Source organism: Candidatus Lokiarchaeota archaeon (genome assembly GCA_014730275.1).
Lineage (GTDB): Archaea > Asgardarchaeota > Thorarchaeia > Thorarchaeales > Thorarchaeaceae > WJIL01.
Map to the genome: position 1 here is coordinate 54,334 of WJIL01000108.1, position 18,739 is coordinate 73,072.

Genomic DNA, 18,739 nt, shown 5'->3' on the forward strand with positions numbered 1-18,739 from the left:
TCCTGAGACGACTGCAGTTCAGCTTTCTCTGGCGCTTCTACTGTCATATCTCGTTTCTACCTCACTTTTGTGTTTCAACTAATGATGAATGGATATTGCGCATGAAGAAGAATAGGCGCATTAGCTCGTTTTCGTTAATATCTAAATCAGGATTACTGGAAATTTCCTCGATACGTTCAACAGTCTCGAAGAAGTCCTCTCTATTCAGTTTAGGATCTTTGAATTTCATCAAATCCCAAACTTTCTCCGTTTCGAAAGATCTCCACATGTGCTTCTTCCGGAGGTCTCTACGGAGTTTTCGATACAGCATCTTAATGACACGTGCGTAGTTGCCTTCTCGTCGATAATAGCTCATCCGTTCGCTGAAATAGGTCTCTCCCTTTCTCATGAATACTTCAGAGACACTCTTGACCTCCGGTTTCTTGGGATCTGGAAGGTACTTCTTGATACCTACAGCAGTGAAGATAGGATAAAGGGGAGCAAGCCATGGATTTGTGCTCATCCACAGCGCACGTGATAGGAACTGCCCAAAGAAGAATTCGGGCGAATTCCATGGAATAGCCAATAAACTCTCACAGAATAATACGGGTACATTCTCAGAACCATGGGAAAGCCACTGGATAATGTTGCGGCCTAATCGCCTATTGCCAGCAAATCTATTCCACATATCATTATCAAACACACTCGGATCGCTCAAGGCAACAAGCCGCCCGCCTTCACCACCTGTCAACGGACCCAAATCAAGAGCACCTGCAACTGGTAATCGACCAGCTATTTCATTATCATCAGGGGCGGGATTTGGATCGCTTATGTTGGTTTCACACCATGCACGAGGAGTGGTCCAAGCAAAACCAGCAACCGGCGAGCCTAGAAGGCATTTGGGACTTAGAGCCGAAGCCCAATTGAGATGAAGTCCACCTTCGGATTCTACGCCGCTGACTAGTTGGCTTTGACCGCCACTGGTTTGAAAATCATGTATAACAGGTAATTTGGGACTCTTGTCATAGGAATCAAGATCGAGGAGGACACCACCAGCATAGGAGAGGAAGCCCTCAACACCAAGCTCTTCCAGTTGACGACCACCAATGAAATCAAGAAGATAATTATTTAGCAAGTAAAACGAGCCGTTAGCTGTGCCAAAGTCATCCGCAATCAGCACAGAACCACCTTCTGAAAGATGGGTGAATATGGTGAGGATGGCATCTTTGCTAAAATCTTTCACAGGGCCCATGATGACAAGGACTGCATTTCCATGAAACCGTGAAACAACGCTCATCGATGCTTGGATAGACTGAACATCGTATCCTTGTTCTTCAGTGCTTGAACGGAATTCGCTCAGGCCATCGTAATGCTCATTCCATGCTGAGAAATCCTGTGGATAGTCGTATTGTGCATTGAAAACGGTAGTGCCAATAAGGACGCCTATGGGCATCCACGAAAGCACGAATAGCAGTATTTGAACGGCTGGCTTCCAACGCATGGTTTTCCCTCGCGATTTACTCCCGTGGTTTAGCTATATCAACACGGGGATAAAGATCTGTAAATATCCTAATGGCATTCTCATATTGAGCCTTGCTCATTTTGTGACCGGAGAATCTCGCCTCTTCATAGATTTCGAGAAATTCACTTACTATGTCCCGGTCTACGGAAATCGAGTCGACCATTCGGTCAAGATATTCTCTTGAGGTTTCTGAGTTGGCACGTTCTGACCCTATTTTCTTGCCAACCATTTCCTCAAACGTGCGATAGGCAAGGGTTATCGCAGTTCCGTATTTTCCTGCATTTGCAAGCTTCTTGATATTACGCAGCTTGCTTGATACATCCATGCCAGTTGTTCTGGTTTGGCCGCGAAACATCCCGCGAACATAGTAGAGGTACAATAGTACCACAATCACTGCTCCGCTCGCAGCCACAATTGGCAGTATTATTTGAATTTGCATGTTTTCATCCTCGTGTTATTCTAAATGAATCTTGGCCGTGTAAATGGTTCAAAGTCTCAACCGAAATACTCCTGAATCTAGAATGTCCTGAATACCGGTGTTTCCTAATTAGTACAAGTCCCACAATAACTTCAACCCCGATGATTGCTATCCAGCCGATAGACCAAAGGGTATCACCAGGCACACCGGTTGTTCTACGGACCTCTACTACGTAAGGACCTATGGAGATGTTTTCAACATCAGATAGCAATGTAATCTGGTAGCTCAAATCACCCTCTGATCCGGGGGCTGTAACAGCATATGATATCCTACCGTTTTGACCAGTAGTTATGGCCTCGGAGGTGCTACCATTAAGGTTGATGGTGATATCTCTATTTATGATTGCACGGCCCTCGCTATCAACGCATCTACCACTAATGGTAAAATCTTGGCCTGGTGCTACTCGAGATGGTGTATTCGAAGTGAATGAAAAATCAATGAAAATATGAAGTGACGATGTTTCTTCAGCAGATGATGGTGTAAACAACTCTCCACCAGGATACTCGGCACGTAGAATGAAATAACCACTTTGGGTCCATGACGGGGGTATTGAAACTTGTAAAGTTACGAGATCTACTGTGTTAATCGAGTAATTTGACAGGAAAGTCGAATTCAAGTATACCATAACAGTAGCATCCGGTATCAATCCTCCATCAGCATCATGGAGACTGATTCTCGCTGTGAAATTCTCTCCTGGAAGAAGGCTCCTGTCAGTAGCTAGCTCAACTCCAAGTTCTGAAGGCATCTGAACTGTAATAGACCACATTTCGATAGGGTCAATAATCTCATAATTGGAATCATCGATTTCGGCGAGAAGTAGGTAGACTCCTATTTCGGTGTCCTGATTGCTCGAAAGCGTGATTTCGAAAACACCACTAGCGTCGGTTGTAGCAGAAGCCCCAGTATCGGTGCCATTTGCCCGTAGAAATACAGAGAGGTTCGCAATGGGGCCACCCCCGCTTGTTATTACTCCAGGAACAGTGATGCTTTCGCCTCGTGCGATACTGAACACAGATTGTTCTCCCAAGTCAATCTGTACTTGATCCCAAACTGATATTGTCTGTTCACCAGTTGCTGCTTGTTCATATGCTTCAGTGGGTCGGTCAAAACGCAGCTGATATGTTGTGTTGCCTGCAGTCCAATTCCATGAAAAGGTGTATTCGATTTCGAAATAACCCGTAACGACATCTTCAACTGTAGTAGAACTGACAAGAACACTTCCAATATACAGTTCCACATCATATCCAGTCATTGCAGTTCCGTTTGCAAAAGTCAGGTTGCCCGAAAATATGCGGGACTCATTCAAGTAGACAGTCGAGTTAGATACAGTTCCTGTGATATCAACTGGTATCTGCTCTATGCTGACTGCCACCATGGAAGAAGAGCCAGAGGCTATGTAAGCTTCCGAGGGTGAACAGTTCGCAAAGAAATAGGTTATACCAGTTGGTACAGAAAGATCAATCTGAAAAACTCGCCCGAATTCGCCATCACCGTTCGTAATGAGTGTGAAGAGAAGTTCTTCATCTTGGCCATCAACAACATGATCCCAGTAGATTTCGATTGTGGCCCCAGCATATGGCGTGCCATTGTCTAATGTGGCAGTTCCAGAAACGTTCAGATATTCGGTTAAGTAGACTGGATTTGGAACTGCAGTGAAAGCCCACTCTATAGCATATCTACTCACATTAAGGGTGATAGGTGCTGTGGAGTTGTAATCCGCAATCCAATTGTCGCTTGACCAGTACTGAACGACTATCTCATGGTCTCCAGATTCAGTCGAACCCGGAATCTGCCAATCGATGGAGAAAGACCCATCGCCTGCCGTCGTTCCTGTCTCTACCACAACTCCATCAAAGAGAACTTGGACAGGAGCGCTTGTGTATGGTTCGTCAGGATTCAAGTCCCATGATAGGTTGCCAGTTATCGTTACGGTATCAGTAGGATGGAATTCGTAAGTGCCTGTATCGAAGTTGACTATAGTGGGCCACTGTTCCAGCGTTACCGAGTCATGAGAGCTTTCAACAGAGGAAATGAATAACGTACCAGAGTAATTAGCAAATACGTCAATACCGGTCCAGACTGTGTCTTCTTTCATTTTTGAATAGGAAAAACTGAATGAACCATCAGGACCCGTAGGAAGATTGGCTAAGAGAATCAGAGTTCCATTGTCCCACCAGATTGCCACATATGCATTAGAGACGCCTGATGAATTATGAACGAAAGTCAAATTTCCATCGAAATAGAGAGTTCGGTTGAGATAGATCGGATTGGGTGAGACAGAAAGGGTAAGATTTGTTGAATACTTCTGAGCAGTAACGACAATTTCGGAAGTCGTTGCATTGTCTACCAATGGATCAGTACTCGTGTAGTTGCATTTGAAATAGTAATCTCCAGGTCCTTGTGGTGGAACTTGGAACTCGTAAGCATAGCTGAAACCACCCGTACTGTTGGTCGTTGCTGTCTGGATAAGGGTCCAAGACCCTCCCGACTGATGATAGATATTCACATCTACCCCATCAAGAACAGGAGAGCCACCTGTGTAAGTCAGATGCCCCTGAATCAACAAAGTTTGATCAAGATAGATAGTAGATACTACATCCATGCTGAATTCAGGAGAATAGAGAATAAGGTCGATATCAAATCCGGGAGCAGAGGTTGCATTATCCCAAAGGGATACACTATTGTTAGATTCAGCCCAGATTGTGACTGTAGCAGGTTCTTCTTTGGGAACAGAGAGGTTGTAATAGTAAGCGTAACCACCAGTACCATTCGTTTGCCCAGCTGAAAAAGTCCGAATAGTGCCGTTATGCCAGTCCCAGAATATCGTAACATCCTGTCCTTCGATAGGTGTGCCATTGATACTATAGGTCAACTGGCCTGAGATTTCTACAGTCTCATTCAAATGATATGAGGTGTCATTGGTTGTACAGGTTAGGTCTAATTGATAGAGCTTCAGGAGACAGGTTCGGTTAGGGGACTGGGCATTAGTCCATAATGCATTACTGCTCAGGTATTGACCCCATAGATACACATAGCCAAGTTCGTCAGATGTGGTGAGATTATACAGAAAACGAAATGCTCCGGCACTATCAGTTGTTTTGTTGAACTGATAGACATCCGTGCTATTCGCATAATATACGGAAACAGTCTCTCCTGCAATGGGGGCACCATTCTCCGCAAATGTCAACGTACCCGAAAACTCGATTACTTCATCAAGATGATATTCCGTTGCATTCGTATTTCCGGATATACTGAGCTGATAGAGTCGTAAGGTCAGAGGGGGATCCAATGCAGCGGTTGCATTATCATAGAGCCTTGTAGGTGAAAGGTAATAGACGTCGACATTGACTGTAGAAGGTCCATCACTTGAAGTTAGATTATAGTAGAAGTTATAATCACCAGTGTCATTCGTCGTTACGCTGAAGACTTGGAGAGTTCCATTATCCCAATGAATGTACACCGTTGTATCGTTAGCGGGGGTTCCATTGATTGTCAGAGTACCGAAAATATGCGCGGTCTCATTCAGATAGTAATCGGTACTATTCGAGGAGACGGTAATCGACGAGTCATAGTTGGTTACTTCCTCTAAGATATGGACTGACTCGTTTCCTGCTATAGCAGGCGAGGGGGCACTAACATTTACCCAGACTTCTGTAGTACTGAGCTCGTGATAGAAGGGTATGGTATAGTCATATGAGTATCCTCCTGTGGAGTTGGTGATAGTGGCAGTCAGGTTGTATGTACCCGTACTATTATGCCACCAGATTGTCACTTGGAGGTCTTGGACATATGCAGGAATCTCGGGAAGGTAGACAAAACCATCGATTGTGATGTTTTCGAGAAGATGAACTGGATTGGGATTTGTTTCAATATCTATCACCAAATCCCAGCGTTTTACTGTGATAGTAAGGTTCTCAGATTTACATGATTCATATTCAGAATCGATGGAGTTGAATTCAACCCAGTAGGTTACTTCTCCTTCATAGCCTGCAGATACATTGTAGTTGAACTCGTAATAGCCGTTCGTATCCGTTGACGTGGTATCTACCTCTGTTAGGTCTGTTCCATTCTTCCACCAAAGGCTGACATCGTATCCCTCCAGTCCACTCCCATTAATTGCATTTCTGAGGCTTCCGTTTACTGTAAGTATTTCCCAAATATGCACGGGTTCAGGATCCTGTGGCTCTGATTCAATGCTCAGGTTAGTTAAACCACTCCGAACTTCGATATCGAAAATAGTGCTCCAGTTTCCTTCAATCAAATCATATGAGGTGGTCCAGTTAACCTTCGCTGAGAAATTACCAGTTGATTGATCCGATGGAATAGTGTAGTCATATGAAAAGCCACCAGAGCTGTTAGTTGTTGTGGTGTCGATCTGTGCATCATCAAAGAAAACGCCTATGGTTTCGCTCGCAAGTGGCGTTCCATTTAGGAGTTGAAGGATTCCTTCATAGTGAAGTGTACTGCCGCGGTACACTGATTCAGGTGAGATATCCAATGAAAAACCAATCCGCCCCAACAGAGTTACAGTAGAATTGTCCGCGGACCGTGCAGGTAGAAGCTCAGGATACCCCTCTTCAGTATATTCTCCTGCATATTGCGCCCAGACAGTATGATTGCCAGTCGTCATTCGAAAGGTATCGAGAGGATCCACATAGATATCCAGTTCATATGTGCCATCAGATTGAATAGTGGCATTAGCATACCATCCTTCGTCCCACATAATCTGCATCTGATCATTGTCGAGTGTGCTGCCATCAACAGGTTCACCGTCTCGTGTCATCAAACCGTGAACATGTATCGTATCTTCCCAATAGGCTGAATAGTTATCTAAACCCATTTTTAGGTTCATATCAACAGTTTCACTGATGAAAAATCCGTTCTCAGTTTGAGCAGAAGACGTTGGACGAAGTGGATCGGGTTGCCCAGTAGCATAAACTGAAGTGTAGTTCGTTATGGAGAAAGAACTCCCTTGCCAAGTCGCGGTGATATTATGAGCTCCTGTACTCGCGTTACTTGGAAATGTGTAGGTGATGTTTGCCAAAGGCAACTGGGAGCCTTGTTCTATCGTTGAGTTGCCCATATACACATCATCGGTCTGATCATAGAAGTGAATTGTCTCAGGAGCACTGACAGGTTGATTCTGAACCATAAGCAGCGAGCTCAGATTAAATGGTTCACCAATAATAGCCCATGGCTGGAATGAACTTGGCCATACCCATAATTCAACATCACCTTGACCAGTATTCTCGGGAATGTCGGTAACTCCAATGTCTCCTGTCAAAGGAAGGGGTACGACCTGAATCCATTCTCCACCCCCGCCTGCTGTGGGAATATAGACCTCGGACCAGAAGATCATGTGCTTCACTTTGACAACACGGCGGCCATTTTCTGCATCCCCAACTGCATATCCCGCGACCATTCGTGCAGGTATGTCGAGTTCTCTCATGAAGACAGAGTATGCTGTAGCGAAATCCATCGGAAGACCACCGCCACGCTCAAGAAACCAGTCGGTAACTTCTCGTCCTTCCGCGGGTCGTTCCTGATATTCGTCTGGACCAATCATTAGATCGAAGTTATTCCTGAAATACAAGTCAACAGCCATCGCCTTATCATAGGCATCATCTCCAACATCTTCGAATTGAGAGACGTTGTCAATTACACGTTGCGTCAAATCTACCCCTTCCAGAGTAGAATACAATGAGCTCACATCAGCAGGGGCAGAGGTGCCAGGCAAAGCATCGTTGGAGATACTATCAATGTCCTGATTTGTGTATGTGATATTATAACTTACGAGAACATTCTCGCCCGTGGTACCTGAAAGAAGGGGGCTGAAGAGTACGGTTCCGTATTCATCGATCTCCAAATCGTATTCACGTAGCCTATCACGAGGGTAGGTTCTAAATGAATCCTCAACGATTTTCACTTCAGGAAACAAGGAGGGCAGTTCTATACTACCAACATTCGGTCCCACAGTTACATTCAAGAATACGCGATAAATTGTGCGATTCTGAGATTCTGCTTCTTCCTGGGTTATCAGAGTTAGAGATTCTTGAGAATCCAAGCTCTTACTCCAACTAGATCCGGTATAGCTGTCATAAGCGGTTTTCCGCCATAACTGGGCTGGATTCTGCGGCTCTACAGCGAATAATACATCTTCAAGATGATCAGTCAAATTATCAGGTAATTCCTGATCCATTGGGACATCCGTATAGTTGACATCATCAAACCAATTGGTTCTTCCACCAGCCCAATTCAAGTCATAGGGCCACTCTTCCACTTCATCATATTCCTCGTGTGGATTTTGTGTACGGACATTTCCGGTCTGTACAAAATAAAAGGTGGTCAATGCCCAAGCTAGCGTTGCTAGTAAGAACATGGTGCTAATCAGTGTGACCAAACTCATCCTTCTGCGAGTTACTTTCTTTGTAGCAGCACTCAACTGGTGGACCTCACATAATGCAGTTCTTACTGATTCCATCAAGCGAAATTTGATCTCGGGGTGAAAACCGGCGTGGCTTGTCGAGATATTCTAACCTGAATAAGTTCTAATTTAATGGTTTCTTGCTGGTAGGTCCTTGAGAAATCGAACCCAAAAGGATTTGATGCCGGTATCGCAAGACGCGAATCATGTTTCCCGAAGAAGCTATCCGGTCCTATTCCAAGGAAATTCTGTCAAATTCAGAAAGAGGTGCACATTCCTTCAGCCATGTTGAACGGGTCTATGCTATCGCAAGAGACCTAGGTGAGAAATTGGGTGCGAATATGAGGATCCTGGGAGCTGCAGCTCTTCTTCATGATATCGGCAGACCAAAGGAAGAGAAGACCGGAAAATCACATGCTATACTATCAGGTGAGATGAGCAGAGAGTTTCTTCGTGATTCGGGTTATGAGAAGGACGAAATTGCGGAGGTTATTGATGCAATTCGGACGCATCGCTTCAGCGAAAATATTGAACCGAATTCGCTTGAAGGAGAAATACTCAGCGATGCCGATAAACTGGATGCGATGGGCGCAATCGGAGTGTTCCGAGCTATTGCCAGAGCCACTCTGAGGGATTTAGGAATACCTGGCTTTCTGAAGCATGCTGAAGAGAAGCTCTTGAAGCTTGTTGACTGTATGTACACTGAAGAAGCTCAGAAAATTGCTGAAAAAAGACATAATCTCTTACACAGCTTTGTAGAAGAACTAAAAGGCGAAATCCGAACTAACGGTGTCTATTGATTCAAGAGTAGTTCCAAGTAGCTCTCGCGTATGGATTCATATTCTCCCGATAGAAGTCTATCAAGTAATTCGAAGAGAGCTGTTCTGCTTGATTCCATTCGCTGCTTGTCTTCTACCACTTTCTCCGCTTCTAGAAACCAGCCAAGGTTCTCCACGCAGTCTAGGGCCAGTGAAATATCATCTATACAGAAATAGCTGCGCTCTTTCCTAACACGAGCAACCTTTGTGAAACCTACTGCTTCAAGTATAGTCTCCATTGTTTTGCCCGAATCAATACCCACGGAGAGTTCCTCTCGAGTCTTGCTAATAGAATCCATTTTGGCACCTTTGTACGTGAGTTCATATCTAGGCGTCAATTTCATTGAATCCTCACCTGGGAGGGGTTCAGAGATGATTTTTCGGATACGTAGTGCTTCATCAGTGTCAGCAAAGGAGTATTGAGGGTGGTCGAGATAGAGATCCTCGTGTTCTTCTGATTTGAGCAATGTGCCGCCAGTCTCAAGAAGGGTTTCCTCTAAACCAGTGGGGTCTTCTATCTTCACTTTGATTTCCACTTCAACTGGCATTTTGGAATTAACCTCAGTATGTATTCAGACATCCCATTCCAAAAACATTGCTTTTGAAACAATTTGACATGATTTTCTGTAGATGTAAGGAGGAAACAAAAGTCACATAACCATGGTTCGTTGCATTGAGCGTGCAGGGATTGTCTTGTCTAAAATCAAACGAATCAAATGTGCAAAGTGTGGAAACGAATACAGAATAGACGATGTACCGCCTAATGATGGATGCGGTGGAAGGATAGACTTCACTTTTGATTTGGAAGAACTGAAGGAACGGTTTTCTCGGGACAGTCTTGAAGCAGAAAGAAGTAAGTCCAATATTCAGAAGTACTTCGACCTTTTGCCCTTGACAGAAAGAGGAGAGGCTGTAACCGTAGGGGAAGGGCAGACTGCTCTTTTGAAAAGCAAGCGCTTGGCAAAGAAGATGGGACTGAAGAACCTCTTTCTCAAGATAGAAACAACAAATCCATCAGGATCTTTCAAAGATCGTCCAATCTCCGTTGGAGTTAGTCGTGCCCTCGAGGAGGGCGCCACCACAGTATCAGCGGCTTCTTCAGGCAATGCAGCAGCCGCCATGTCTACCTACGCAGCTGGTGGGGGTATCCGTTCAGTTGTTTTTGTACCGGAAAATGCACCTAGTGGGAAGTTGATTCATCTTAGGACACTTGGAGCGCATGTATTCAGAGTCAGGAAAGAAAAAGAGGGCGTTGACCCAACTACAACTCTGCTGAAAGCAGCCTGTAAGGAATTCGGCTGGACACCTTGTCCTTCTTTTGGACCATTCAATTGCTTTCAATTTGAAGGAACAAAGACCTTGGGTTTTGAAATTGCAGAGCAGATGAACTGGGAAGTGCCAGACTGGATATTCTTTCCAACTGGGAGCGGTGGACTCATGGCCGGAACAATGAAGGGATTCTCGGAATTCGAACAGATGGGGTTGATTGATAGACTGCCGCGACCAGTTGTTGTCCAGCCCGAAGGATGTGCGCCAGTGGTAAGAGCTTTCCATGAGGAGCAAAATCCCCTAGATATTCAACCATGGGACTCGAATGAAACTGTAGCAGGAGGACTGGCAGATCCATTCCCGTGGGACGGAGATGCAGCACTCCGATATCTAAGACTGGCAAATGGGAAAGCAACCGAGGTAAGTGATAAGGAGATAGAGAAATATCTTGTCGATCTTGGGAAGCTTGAGGGTATATTTGCCGAACCAAGTGGTGTAGCAGGGCTGGCTGGTTTGGATGCCCTTCTTCAACAGGGAATCATAGATCGCAATGAGAGCGTATGCGTTCCCATTACAGGCTCCGGATTCAAGGATTTAGCAACACCGGATAGGCTTACTGAACCTGTCAAGTTGATTAGCCCGGATACAGCTGAACTGCAAGATGCCCTTAGCTGATTCCAAAGGAGGAACACGAGAATGGGTGTTGTACAGCGGAGAAAGAAAGCAAAGGAGCTCGCCCAAAAATATGGGTATCGAAAATATATGATAGAGCGGTATCTGAAACTGTGGGGCAAGGATGAAACACTGGAGTTCATCAAATCCTGTGAACAAGAAATCAGGACGGCAATAAGAGCAAACGAGTTGAAGGCACCAATCGGTGAGCTCGTGCGTAGGCTTGAAGACAAGGATGTCGAGCTCGAGGAGATTGAATGGTTAGAGGAGGGCTTCTATGCAGATTTTGGGGGATTCTCACCTGGAGCCATATTTGAGCATCTGATTGGCCTCTACTATGTACAGGGTGTACCGTCAATGACAGTTACGAAGATTCTTGATCCACAGCCAGGAGAGACAGTTTTTGATCTAGCTGCAGCTCCAGGCGGCAAAACAACACACATTGCACAATTAATGAGGAACGAAGGGCACGTAGTGGCAATCGAGAAAGACAAGCTACGAGTTGTAAGCTTGGAAAGCAACTTGATGCGCTGTGGAGTAAAAAATACGTTGGTACTCAGAGGTGACGCAATGAAGCTAGCCAACATTCCTCGTACTCCAGACAGGATACTACTTGATGCCCCCTGTTCAGGTGAAGGGTTGATTCCTATAGATCCGACAAGAAAAACAAGTAAGACCATGGCAGATATTCGGTACTGTGCAACAAATCAAGGCAAGATGCTAGATGCAGCTATTGATACCCTTAGAGAAGGAGGTATTATCGTCTATTCTACTTGTTCTATAGCTCCTGAAGAGAACGAGTTCGTCATTGATGATTTGCTGAAACGGAGAAAGGACGTAGAGATAGTCCCGATTGATTTGGAGTTTGGTGTACCTGGATACACGAATCCATACGATATTCAAATGAATGAAGATTTGTCGAAGGCTCGACGTTTGTTGCCACATAAACATCAGACAGAGGGGTTCTTTATGTGCAAAATGCGGAAGGTGAAATAATGTCACTAGAATTGGCCGAACCAGCTGAATGGAGAGATATAAGAAAACAAATCGATAGCGATTTCGGCATCGGAGCAGCAGAACATCTCCGAAAGAATCTTCTTCTGGTGAAGATTGAAGAAAACCCTAAGCAATCATACTATCTTGTGTCGCCCGAGTGGGAAAGCATCTTGGAATCAGATTTGGATACATACAAACCTGAGTTTGGTGGCATTTGGCTAGGGGATATGCAGGAAGGGGAGTTCAGAATCGGGCTTCATGTTCTTGATGAACTCTCAGAAATAACCCAAAGCAAGGTAATCGTCTCTGACGTGGGAGCGGAGTCCTTTACCTACGGACGCAGCATACTGAAAGAATCGGTCATAACTATTGGTGTAGGATTGGAAAGGGGCCAGAAGGTGATAATTCTAAGCAATATGGGTGATAGTCTTGGCTTTGCCAAGTTGACTATCGATTCCTCCAGAATCGACCTGCTTTCGGATGAGAGCCTTGTGGCCAAGAACTTGGCTGATATTGGCTGGTATATACGTAAATATACCCAGTGATTGATGCCCCATGGCGAGCAATTATACAAACATATCGCTTGAGGGGCTCTCTTCTGATTCGATGCTTTTCCGCATCTTCTCAAGTCGCTCGATTTCCTGACTCTCTTCGAGTAGCTGATCCACATCAGCTTTCACGCCATATACATCATTGATTTTCTCAAGCATGGTTGCAGCAGCACCTGGGTCAGGACGACCACGAGTTGCGTAAGTCAATAGTCCAATGCCGTTTGCATCCCGCATCTCCAATTCTGCTAGAAATAGGGCAAGGGGACCAGCGACAAAAAGACCCTCTTCAAGAAGGGGGATAGACCACTTGTCGAGTTGCTCTTTGTATGCGGAAGTTGGTACACACCGCATATCGGAGGTATTATCCTCTTTGAAGCTTTGATCTAGGCCTCCAATCAGCAAAGATTCAGCGAATTCGTTTTCCACAACCCATTCGGCTATGTGGGAGACGAAATTCCACTGCTCATTGTTATGTGGCTGAAATCGGGGAACCATGAAAACCATGTTCTTCTCGGAATAGAAGTAAATCTCGAAGGGGAGCACCAGTCTTTCATTTTCCATAGATACGAAAAGAGGTAGCATATCACTTCGGATAAAGCCAACACGCTCCGCTTCCAAGGTCCTCGTGAGATGAGCTGTGCTGAGGAAACCCACTTCCCCTAGGCCATGAAAACCACAAACAAATGTGGCATTTTTGGGAACCTCGAAATCATCTTTAAGCATTATCTCGAACTCGGATTCTCTTGTACTCACGAAAGCCATTTGAACTCAAACCTCAGCCTGAAAGGATAGACACAGAAATAGCCTATCCTCTTTGCTTGAGCCGGTCAGCTTTCATGTCGCTTTTAATACTATGGAATAGCTACATATTGCGGGGAAGGGGTAACAACGAATACTTGAAGTCGAACGATTTCTAATTAGCAAAGCAGAATCATCGATTTCATCTCGTCTTTTCACCCCAGAACGCCCCAAACCCGCGGAAAGCGGACTTACAGGCCAAAAATACTACTACCCTTTATATAGGGCGCACAAAAGACTAATAACTAATATCAATAGTTTACAATGATAACTAATATCAATAGTTTGTAACAAAGGTTGAATGAATCCTTGAGCACCCTGAGAGAACTGGAGTTCGAACGTACTTCACCACAATTACTTGAGGTGCTAAGGCGACAGGGGTTAGCTAGCCTGACGAAGTTCCAGACGAGAGCTTTGGAAGAGGGAATCATGAGGGGGACAAGCCAGATTCTGGTTACACAGGATTATGTTGAAGGATACCAGATTGGGGAGATTGCCCTCCTAAACAGGGTTGCATCAGATTTTCGTACTCGGGGCATTGTTCTTTGTCCACACCCCCATCAAGCAGAGAAACGGCTTCGTTCTGTAGCCCAGAAATGTAGTAGATTGGGAATCGAAGTCACCCCAATAATAAGAAGAACTGACGCAATTGATTTGCCAAGAGACGTAGGGAGAGTAGTTGTGGCAACGTTTCGCTCACTTAGTATAGCCGCACGGAATCAACCATCACTTTGGAAGAATGTAAGCTTTCTACTCATCGAGAGACTAGATCTGATAGGACAACCAAAGCTTGGGGTTCAGCTTGAGACCGCTATTGTGGGGGGAATGGCAAGAAGCTCAAACATTCAGTATGTAGCCCTATGTCCAGAAGTTGCTGATTTGCCAGATCTGGCAAAATGGCTAGATGCATCCATTGTCAGGGACAAAAAGCCTGATGTGAACAGAATATTCAGTGTGAAGGCATTCAAAAGCATCACCGAGTCGCTAGCGGATCTATCGCAGTATGTTCACAAAAAGCAGGGACAGGTTATCATCCTTGCACCCGATATTCAATCTTCCCAGAGACTGGCGGAACAGTTGACCGGTTTAGATAACAGTGAAACAGCACCACATCTTGATTTTGGATTGACACCAGGGCATCGAGATGAACTAAGAGAACTTTGCATGCGTATAAAGAGAGTCCATGCTCAATGCAATATGACGCAGAGACTTGTTAATGTTCTTAGCAAGGGAGTTGCCTTTTTCCACGAGGGTGTCGCGAAAAAGCAGAGACGAGCCATATCTGAGGCTTGGGATGACAAACTGGTACCAGTAATAGTGATGCCTACACGGTTCGCACTTGCCAGCGGTATGACAGCCACAGTGGTCTTCTTGATTGGTGTTTTCGCACATAGAAAAGAGAGCATTCAGCGGGATGACGAAGAGTTAGTTATGCTTTCAGAATGGCAGATGAATAATCTGTTGCAAGCAGCGGGTAGAACCAAGCTGGATACGGAAGGTTTCGGAATCGTTGTTGTCGATAATGATCAAGAAAGGGAGAGAGTCTTACTGAAATATTTCAGAAGAAATGAGAAGGGGAATCTGATGCCACGGCTCGGAGAGGTTGACAGTCTCATGGATGACCCTGAGAACCTTCAGTTCTTGGTATTGGGACAGCTTTGTACTACTGATGAGCAACACAGCAGGCCACTGGCAATCATAAATGAAACCTTCTGGGCTTCTACAAACAAGACATTCAATCCGAAGGAGGAGCGCTACGTACCGGTAGATGAGATTCCTATTGATACACTGCTTTCACTACGGGCAACAAAGTCCACGCTGGAACGGGCAGAAAAAATCGATGATGAAGATGTCAAAGTGGTCTCAGTTAATCCATCCAAGATAGAGGGACTTGTCCATAGCGCCAGCCGCGAGCTCTGGCATTATGTTACACTAAACTCATCCGAAGGGGTATCATGTAGCTGTGAATCATGGAAATATCAAGGGATGAAGAACCACAGATTATGCAAACATCTCGTTAAATTCGCTAACTATGCACTCCATGACGATGAAGCAGAACCATATGCTGGGGGAGTTCTGAGGCATTCATTACGAGGGCTTGAAACGCTTGAAGAATTGGAAAAGAGTGGGCTTCTGGAGAAAAGTGGAGAAGACGTTCAATGTACGGAACTAGGTAAGAGAGTTGCAGCATTAGGAGTTTCTATTGGCGACGCGAGAAGGACCAAAAGGATAATCGAGAACAGTGAAGGTGACTTCACAAATACACTGATTGAACTAGTACGAACCAAAACAGGGGGGAATACTGAACAACTCAAGAGAATACTGGCAGCCGTACTAGAGGACGACAGCCAAGAGAGTATGTATTGTGAGGAGGATTTACCCGGCCTGATAGAAAATCATGTAGAGGAGTTACTCTATGTGAATTCTGTCCTAGAGCAGATGTTGATTGAAGACGAAGATGGAATCCTCAAAGACAGACCAGCTCATCTAGGAGAGAAACTCAAGAGCGCATTATCGGATATCGGTTGACTTTTTACGTGGTAGTTTTGTCAACGGACCTGAAGCAGGGTGCACGCTATTATCCTGCTCCAACATCCTATGGAGAATTGAGCATGAAGCTGTTTGAGTCAGAAGCGAAAGAAATCTTCCGTGACTTTAACATGCCCACACCTAGTAGTGGTCTGGCAAAAACGCCCGAAGAAGCCAAGAAAAGGGCTTCAGAGATAGGCAAGCCAGTTGTAGTTAAAGCACAGGTTCTTTCAGGTAAAAGAGGAAAAGCAGGGGGCATCAAGTTCGCAGACACTCCCGAAGAGGTTGAAAAACTGGCAGAAGAGATTCTTGCCATGCGAATCAATGATCTCCCCGTGGAGGCAGTGCTGGTAGAGGAGAAGCTCGATATCAAGCAAGAAATCTACGCAGGGGTAACAATTGATAGAAACAGGCGGCAGTATGTCTGCATTGGCAGTTCTTCAGGGGGTATGTCAATTGAAGAACTAGCTGAAGAAAGCCCTGAGAAAATTGTTAAGACCCATATCAATCCACATCTAGGTCTTCAACCTTTTGAGGCGCGACAATTGGCAGTCAGAATGGGATTCAAGGGAAAACAAATCCACAAACTCGCCTCGTTCTTCATGAAGCTCTGGAAAATCGTGGAAGCGTATGATGTAGAACTAACTGAAATCAATCCACTAATACTCACCCAACAAGGTGAATTCATTGCTGCAGATGCAAGACTGAATATTGACAATAATGCCTTATACAGGCATCAAGAACTCATAGAAAGTTTGGACCGAGCCCCTTTGGAAGAAAACGAGAGAGAAAGACGCGCAAGGGAGAACGACATGGCATATGTCGAGTTGGATGGTAATATAGCGTGTATATGTAATGGGGCGGGTCTTACTATGGCCACCCTCGATGCGGTAGCCCTGTACGGAGGCAAGGCAAGCACATTCCTCGACCTCGGAGGCGGCGCCGACGCAGAACGGGTAGAAAAAGGAATTGAAGTAGCTTTGATGTTTGATCAAGTAGAGGCAATACTTGTCAACATCATGGGTGGTATTACCAGATGCGATGAGGTTGCAAAGGGAATCGTGGGGGCCAGAGAAGACAAAGGAATTGATGTGCCAATGGTTATCCGCATGGTTGGAACAAATGAGAAGGAGGGGCAAGAAATCTTGGAAAAGGCTGGTATCCCATTCCTGCAAACCATGGAAGACGCAGCCCAGAAGGTAGTTGAGCTTGTAGAGGAGGCGGAATAGATGGCAGTTTTGATTGATAAAGATACGAAAGTTGTAGTACAAGGAATCACTGGTTCACAAGGTACATTCCACTCAGAAGCTATGCTTGAGTATGGTACCAATATAGTGGCTGGAGTGACGCCAGGTAAAGGCGGTCAAGAAATCAATGATGTTCCGGTATATGACACTGTGTGGGAAGCCAAGAAAGAGCATGGTGTCACAGCATCAGTTATTTTTGTCCCAGCTCCATTCGCTGCCGGAGCCGCTATGGAAGCTATAGCAGCAGATTTGAATCCTGTTGTTGTAATCACCGAGCACGTACCGGTCAAAGATGAAATCAAAGTGATTCACGAAGCTAAACGCAAAGACATCACGGTTATTGGTCCAAATACCCCAGGCATTATCCAGCCGGGAGCAAAACAGAAGCTGGGCATCATGCCCGGTCATGTGTTCAAGGCCGGTGAAGTAGGCCTAATGTCCCGAAGCGGTACCCTAACCTATGAGATAGCAGCGGGTATGACCCAGGCCGATATTGGCATTTCTACGGCAATAGGTCTCGGAGGCGACCCCTGTGTTGGTCTTACACCAATTGAGGGGGTGAAACTCTTTGAGAACGATACCGATACCAAAGCTATGGTTTTGGTGGGAGAAATCGGTGGAGATGCAGAAGAGCGAGCAGCAGCATACATCAAGGACGAGGTAGACTTACCAGTTGTTGCCTTCATAGCAGGACGTACTGCTCCGCCTGGCAAGAGAATGGGACACGCAGGTGCCATCATTAGTGGTGGAACAGGTACTGCGGCAGGCAAAATCAAAGCCTTTGAAGATGCAGGAGTACCGGTTGCAGAGAAACCCAGTGATGTGGCAAAGCTGCTAAGAGAAAACCTTTAAATCGATTCTAAATGAGCCCCTCAAGGCGGGCTCATTACACCTTTATACGTCCGTCCATTTCACGAGAGGTTTGAAGAATGCCAGTAGCAGACATTGAAAAACGCAGACTCGCACAGCACTATCTGCTTTACAAATCAGTATGCAGAGATTGTGGAGCTACCAATCCACTCAAAGCAAAGAAATGCAGAAAGTGCAAGAGCAAAGACCTCCGACCCAAAGTGAGAACAAGACGTAGATAGGATAATAGCCGCGTAAGCCGGTTTACATGGGCCGGTGATCTAGTGGTTATGATTCCGCCTTCACACGGCGGCCATCGAGTGTTCGACTCACTCCCGGCCCACCACCAAGCCAGCGAGCAAAGAATGTACTGAGGAATCAACACAATGCCGAAGCAGATATTTGATCAAGACGAGTTCCTCGAATTGAGTGACAAAGCAAGCGAATGTCGAGTAAAGAGATTGTCTGACAAGGTGAAGCTCAAACTACGCACAGACAGGTATCTCTACACCCTAGTAACCAATGCTGCTGATGCTGAAGCAATTCTTGAACAGGTCCGTTGTAGAGTCGTTGAAGCTCGACCTGGTGCAGAAGAAATCTAATTTTC

General features: G+C 45.4%; 14 protein-coding genes and 1 tRNA gene. 10 read left to right on the plus strand and 5 right to left on the minus strand.

The features are described from left to right. Window positions 1–61: 61 nt before the first annotated feature. From GF309_12395 to GF309_12405, 3 genes are read right to left on the minus strand one after another with little or no spacing between them, the layout of a single operon-like run. Entirely contained in the window at window positions 62–1,480 is a 1,419-nt protein-coding gene (locus GF309_12395; GenBank protein ID MBD3159584.1) for a hypothetical protein, read from the minus strand. A 16-nt stretch (window positions 1,481–1,496) separates the two neighbouring features. Beyond that, window positions 1,497–1,940 carry a DUF4129 domain-containing protein gene (locus GF309_12400; GenBank protein ID MBD3159585.1) on the minus strand — a complete coding sequence of 148 codons (444 nt, stop codon included), beginning with the start codon at window positions 1,938–1,940 and terminating at the stop codon, window positions 1,497–1,499. A 4-nt stretch (window positions 1,941–1,944) separates the two neighbouring features. Beyond that, complete coding sequence (locus tag GF309_12405) at window positions 1,945–8,460, minus strand: hypothetical protein (GenBank protein ID MBD3159586.1); 6,516 nt, start codon at window positions 8,458–8,460, stop codon at window positions 1,945–1,947. 149 nt (window positions 8,461–8,609) lie between these two features. Between GF309_12405 and GF309_12410 the strand changes: the two genes are divergently transcribed. After that, complete coding sequence (locus GF309_12410) at window positions 8,610–9,203, plus strand: HD domain-containing protein (protein ID MBD3159587.1); 594 nt, start codon at window positions 8,610–8,612, stop codon at window positions 9,201–9,203. Here the strand turns inward: GF309_12410 and cyaB are convergent. After that, window positions 9,197–9,769 (minus strand): class IV adenylate cyclase, encoded by a 573-nt coding sequence (gene cyaB, locus GF309_12415; GenBank protein ID MBD3159588.1) that lies wholly within the window; start codon window positions 9,767–9,769, stop codon window positions 9,197–9,199. The genes GF309_12410 and cyaB overlap by 7 nt on opposite strands. A gap of 112 nt (window positions 9,770–9,881) precedes the next feature. On the opposite strand from cyaB, the gene GF309_12420 reads away from it, so the two are divergent. From GF309_12420 to GF309_12430, 3 genes are read left to right on the plus strand one after another with little or no spacing between them, the layout of a single operon-like run. Further along, window positions 9,882–11,165 carry a threonine synthase gene (locus tag GF309_12420; GenBank protein ID MBD3159589.1) on the plus strand — a complete coding sequence of 428 codons (1,284 nt, stop codon included), beginning with the start codon at window positions 9,882–9,884 and terminating at the stop codon, window positions 11,163–11,165. Window positions 11,166–11,186: 21 nt separating this feature from the next. After that, window positions 11,187–12,158, plus strand: coding sequence for an NOL1/NOP2/sun family putative RNA methylase (locus GF309_12425; GenBank protein ID MBD3159590.1), 972 nt, complete (start codon window positions 11,187–11,189; stop codon window positions 12,156–12,158). Continuing rightward, window positions 12,158–12,703: a hypothetical protein gene (locus tag GF309_12430; protein ID MBD3159591.1), complete on the plus strand. Its 546-nt coding sequence runs from the start codon at window positions 12,158–12,160 to the stop codon at window positions 12,701–12,703. The genes GF309_12425 and GF309_12430 overlap by 1 nt, the downstream gene beginning before the upstream one ends. A 21-nt stretch (window positions 12,704–12,724) precedes the next feature. Here GF309_12430 and GF309_12435 read toward each other — a convergent pair whose 3' ends face one another. Beyond that, window positions 12,725–13,471, minus strand: coding sequence for a hypothetical protein (locus GF309_12435; protein ID MBD3159592.1), 747 nt, complete (start codon window positions 13,469–13,471; stop codon window positions 12,725–12,727). Between the two features lie 345 nt (window positions 13,472–13,816). On the opposite strand from GF309_12435, the gene GF309_12440 reads away from it, so the two are divergent. From GF309_12440 to GF309_12465, 6 genes are all read left to right on the plus strand, one after another. After that, entirely contained in the window at window positions 13,817–16,036 is a 2,220-nt protein-coding gene (locus GF309_12440; protein ID MBD3159593.1) for a hypothetical protein, read from the plus strand. Window positions 16,037–16,119: 83 nt separating this feature from the next. Next, window positions 16,120–17,265 (plus strand): ADP-forming succinate--CoA ligase subunit beta, encoded by a 1,146-nt coding sequence (gene sucC / locus GF309_12445; GenBank protein ID MBD3159594.1) that lies wholly within the window; start codon window positions 16,120–16,122, stop codon window positions 17,263–17,265. Further along, the gene (sucD, locus tag GF309_12450; protein MBD3159595.1) at window positions 17,266–18,135 is read left to right on the plus strand and encodes a succinate--CoA ligase subunit alpha; all 870 of its coding nucleotides are present in this window, start codon (window positions 17,266–17,268) and stop codon (window positions 18,133–18,135) included. A gap of 77 nt (window positions 18,136–18,212) precedes the next feature. Then, window positions 18,213–18,374, plus strand: coding sequence for a 50S ribosomal protein L40e (locus GF309_12455; protein MBD3159596.1), 162 nt, complete (start codon window positions 18,213–18,215; stop codon window positions 18,372–18,374). Window positions 18,375–18,402: 28 nt separating this feature from the next. After that, window positions 18,403–18,478 (plus strand) — tRNA-Val (locus GF309_12460). 40 nt (window positions 18,479–18,518) lie between these two features. Continuing rightward, window positions 18,519–18,734, plus strand: coding sequence for a hypothetical protein (locus GF309_12465; protein ID MBD3159597.1), 216 nt, complete (start codon window positions 18,519–18,521; stop codon window positions 18,732–18,734). Window positions 18,735–18,739: the final 5 nt, after the last annotated feature.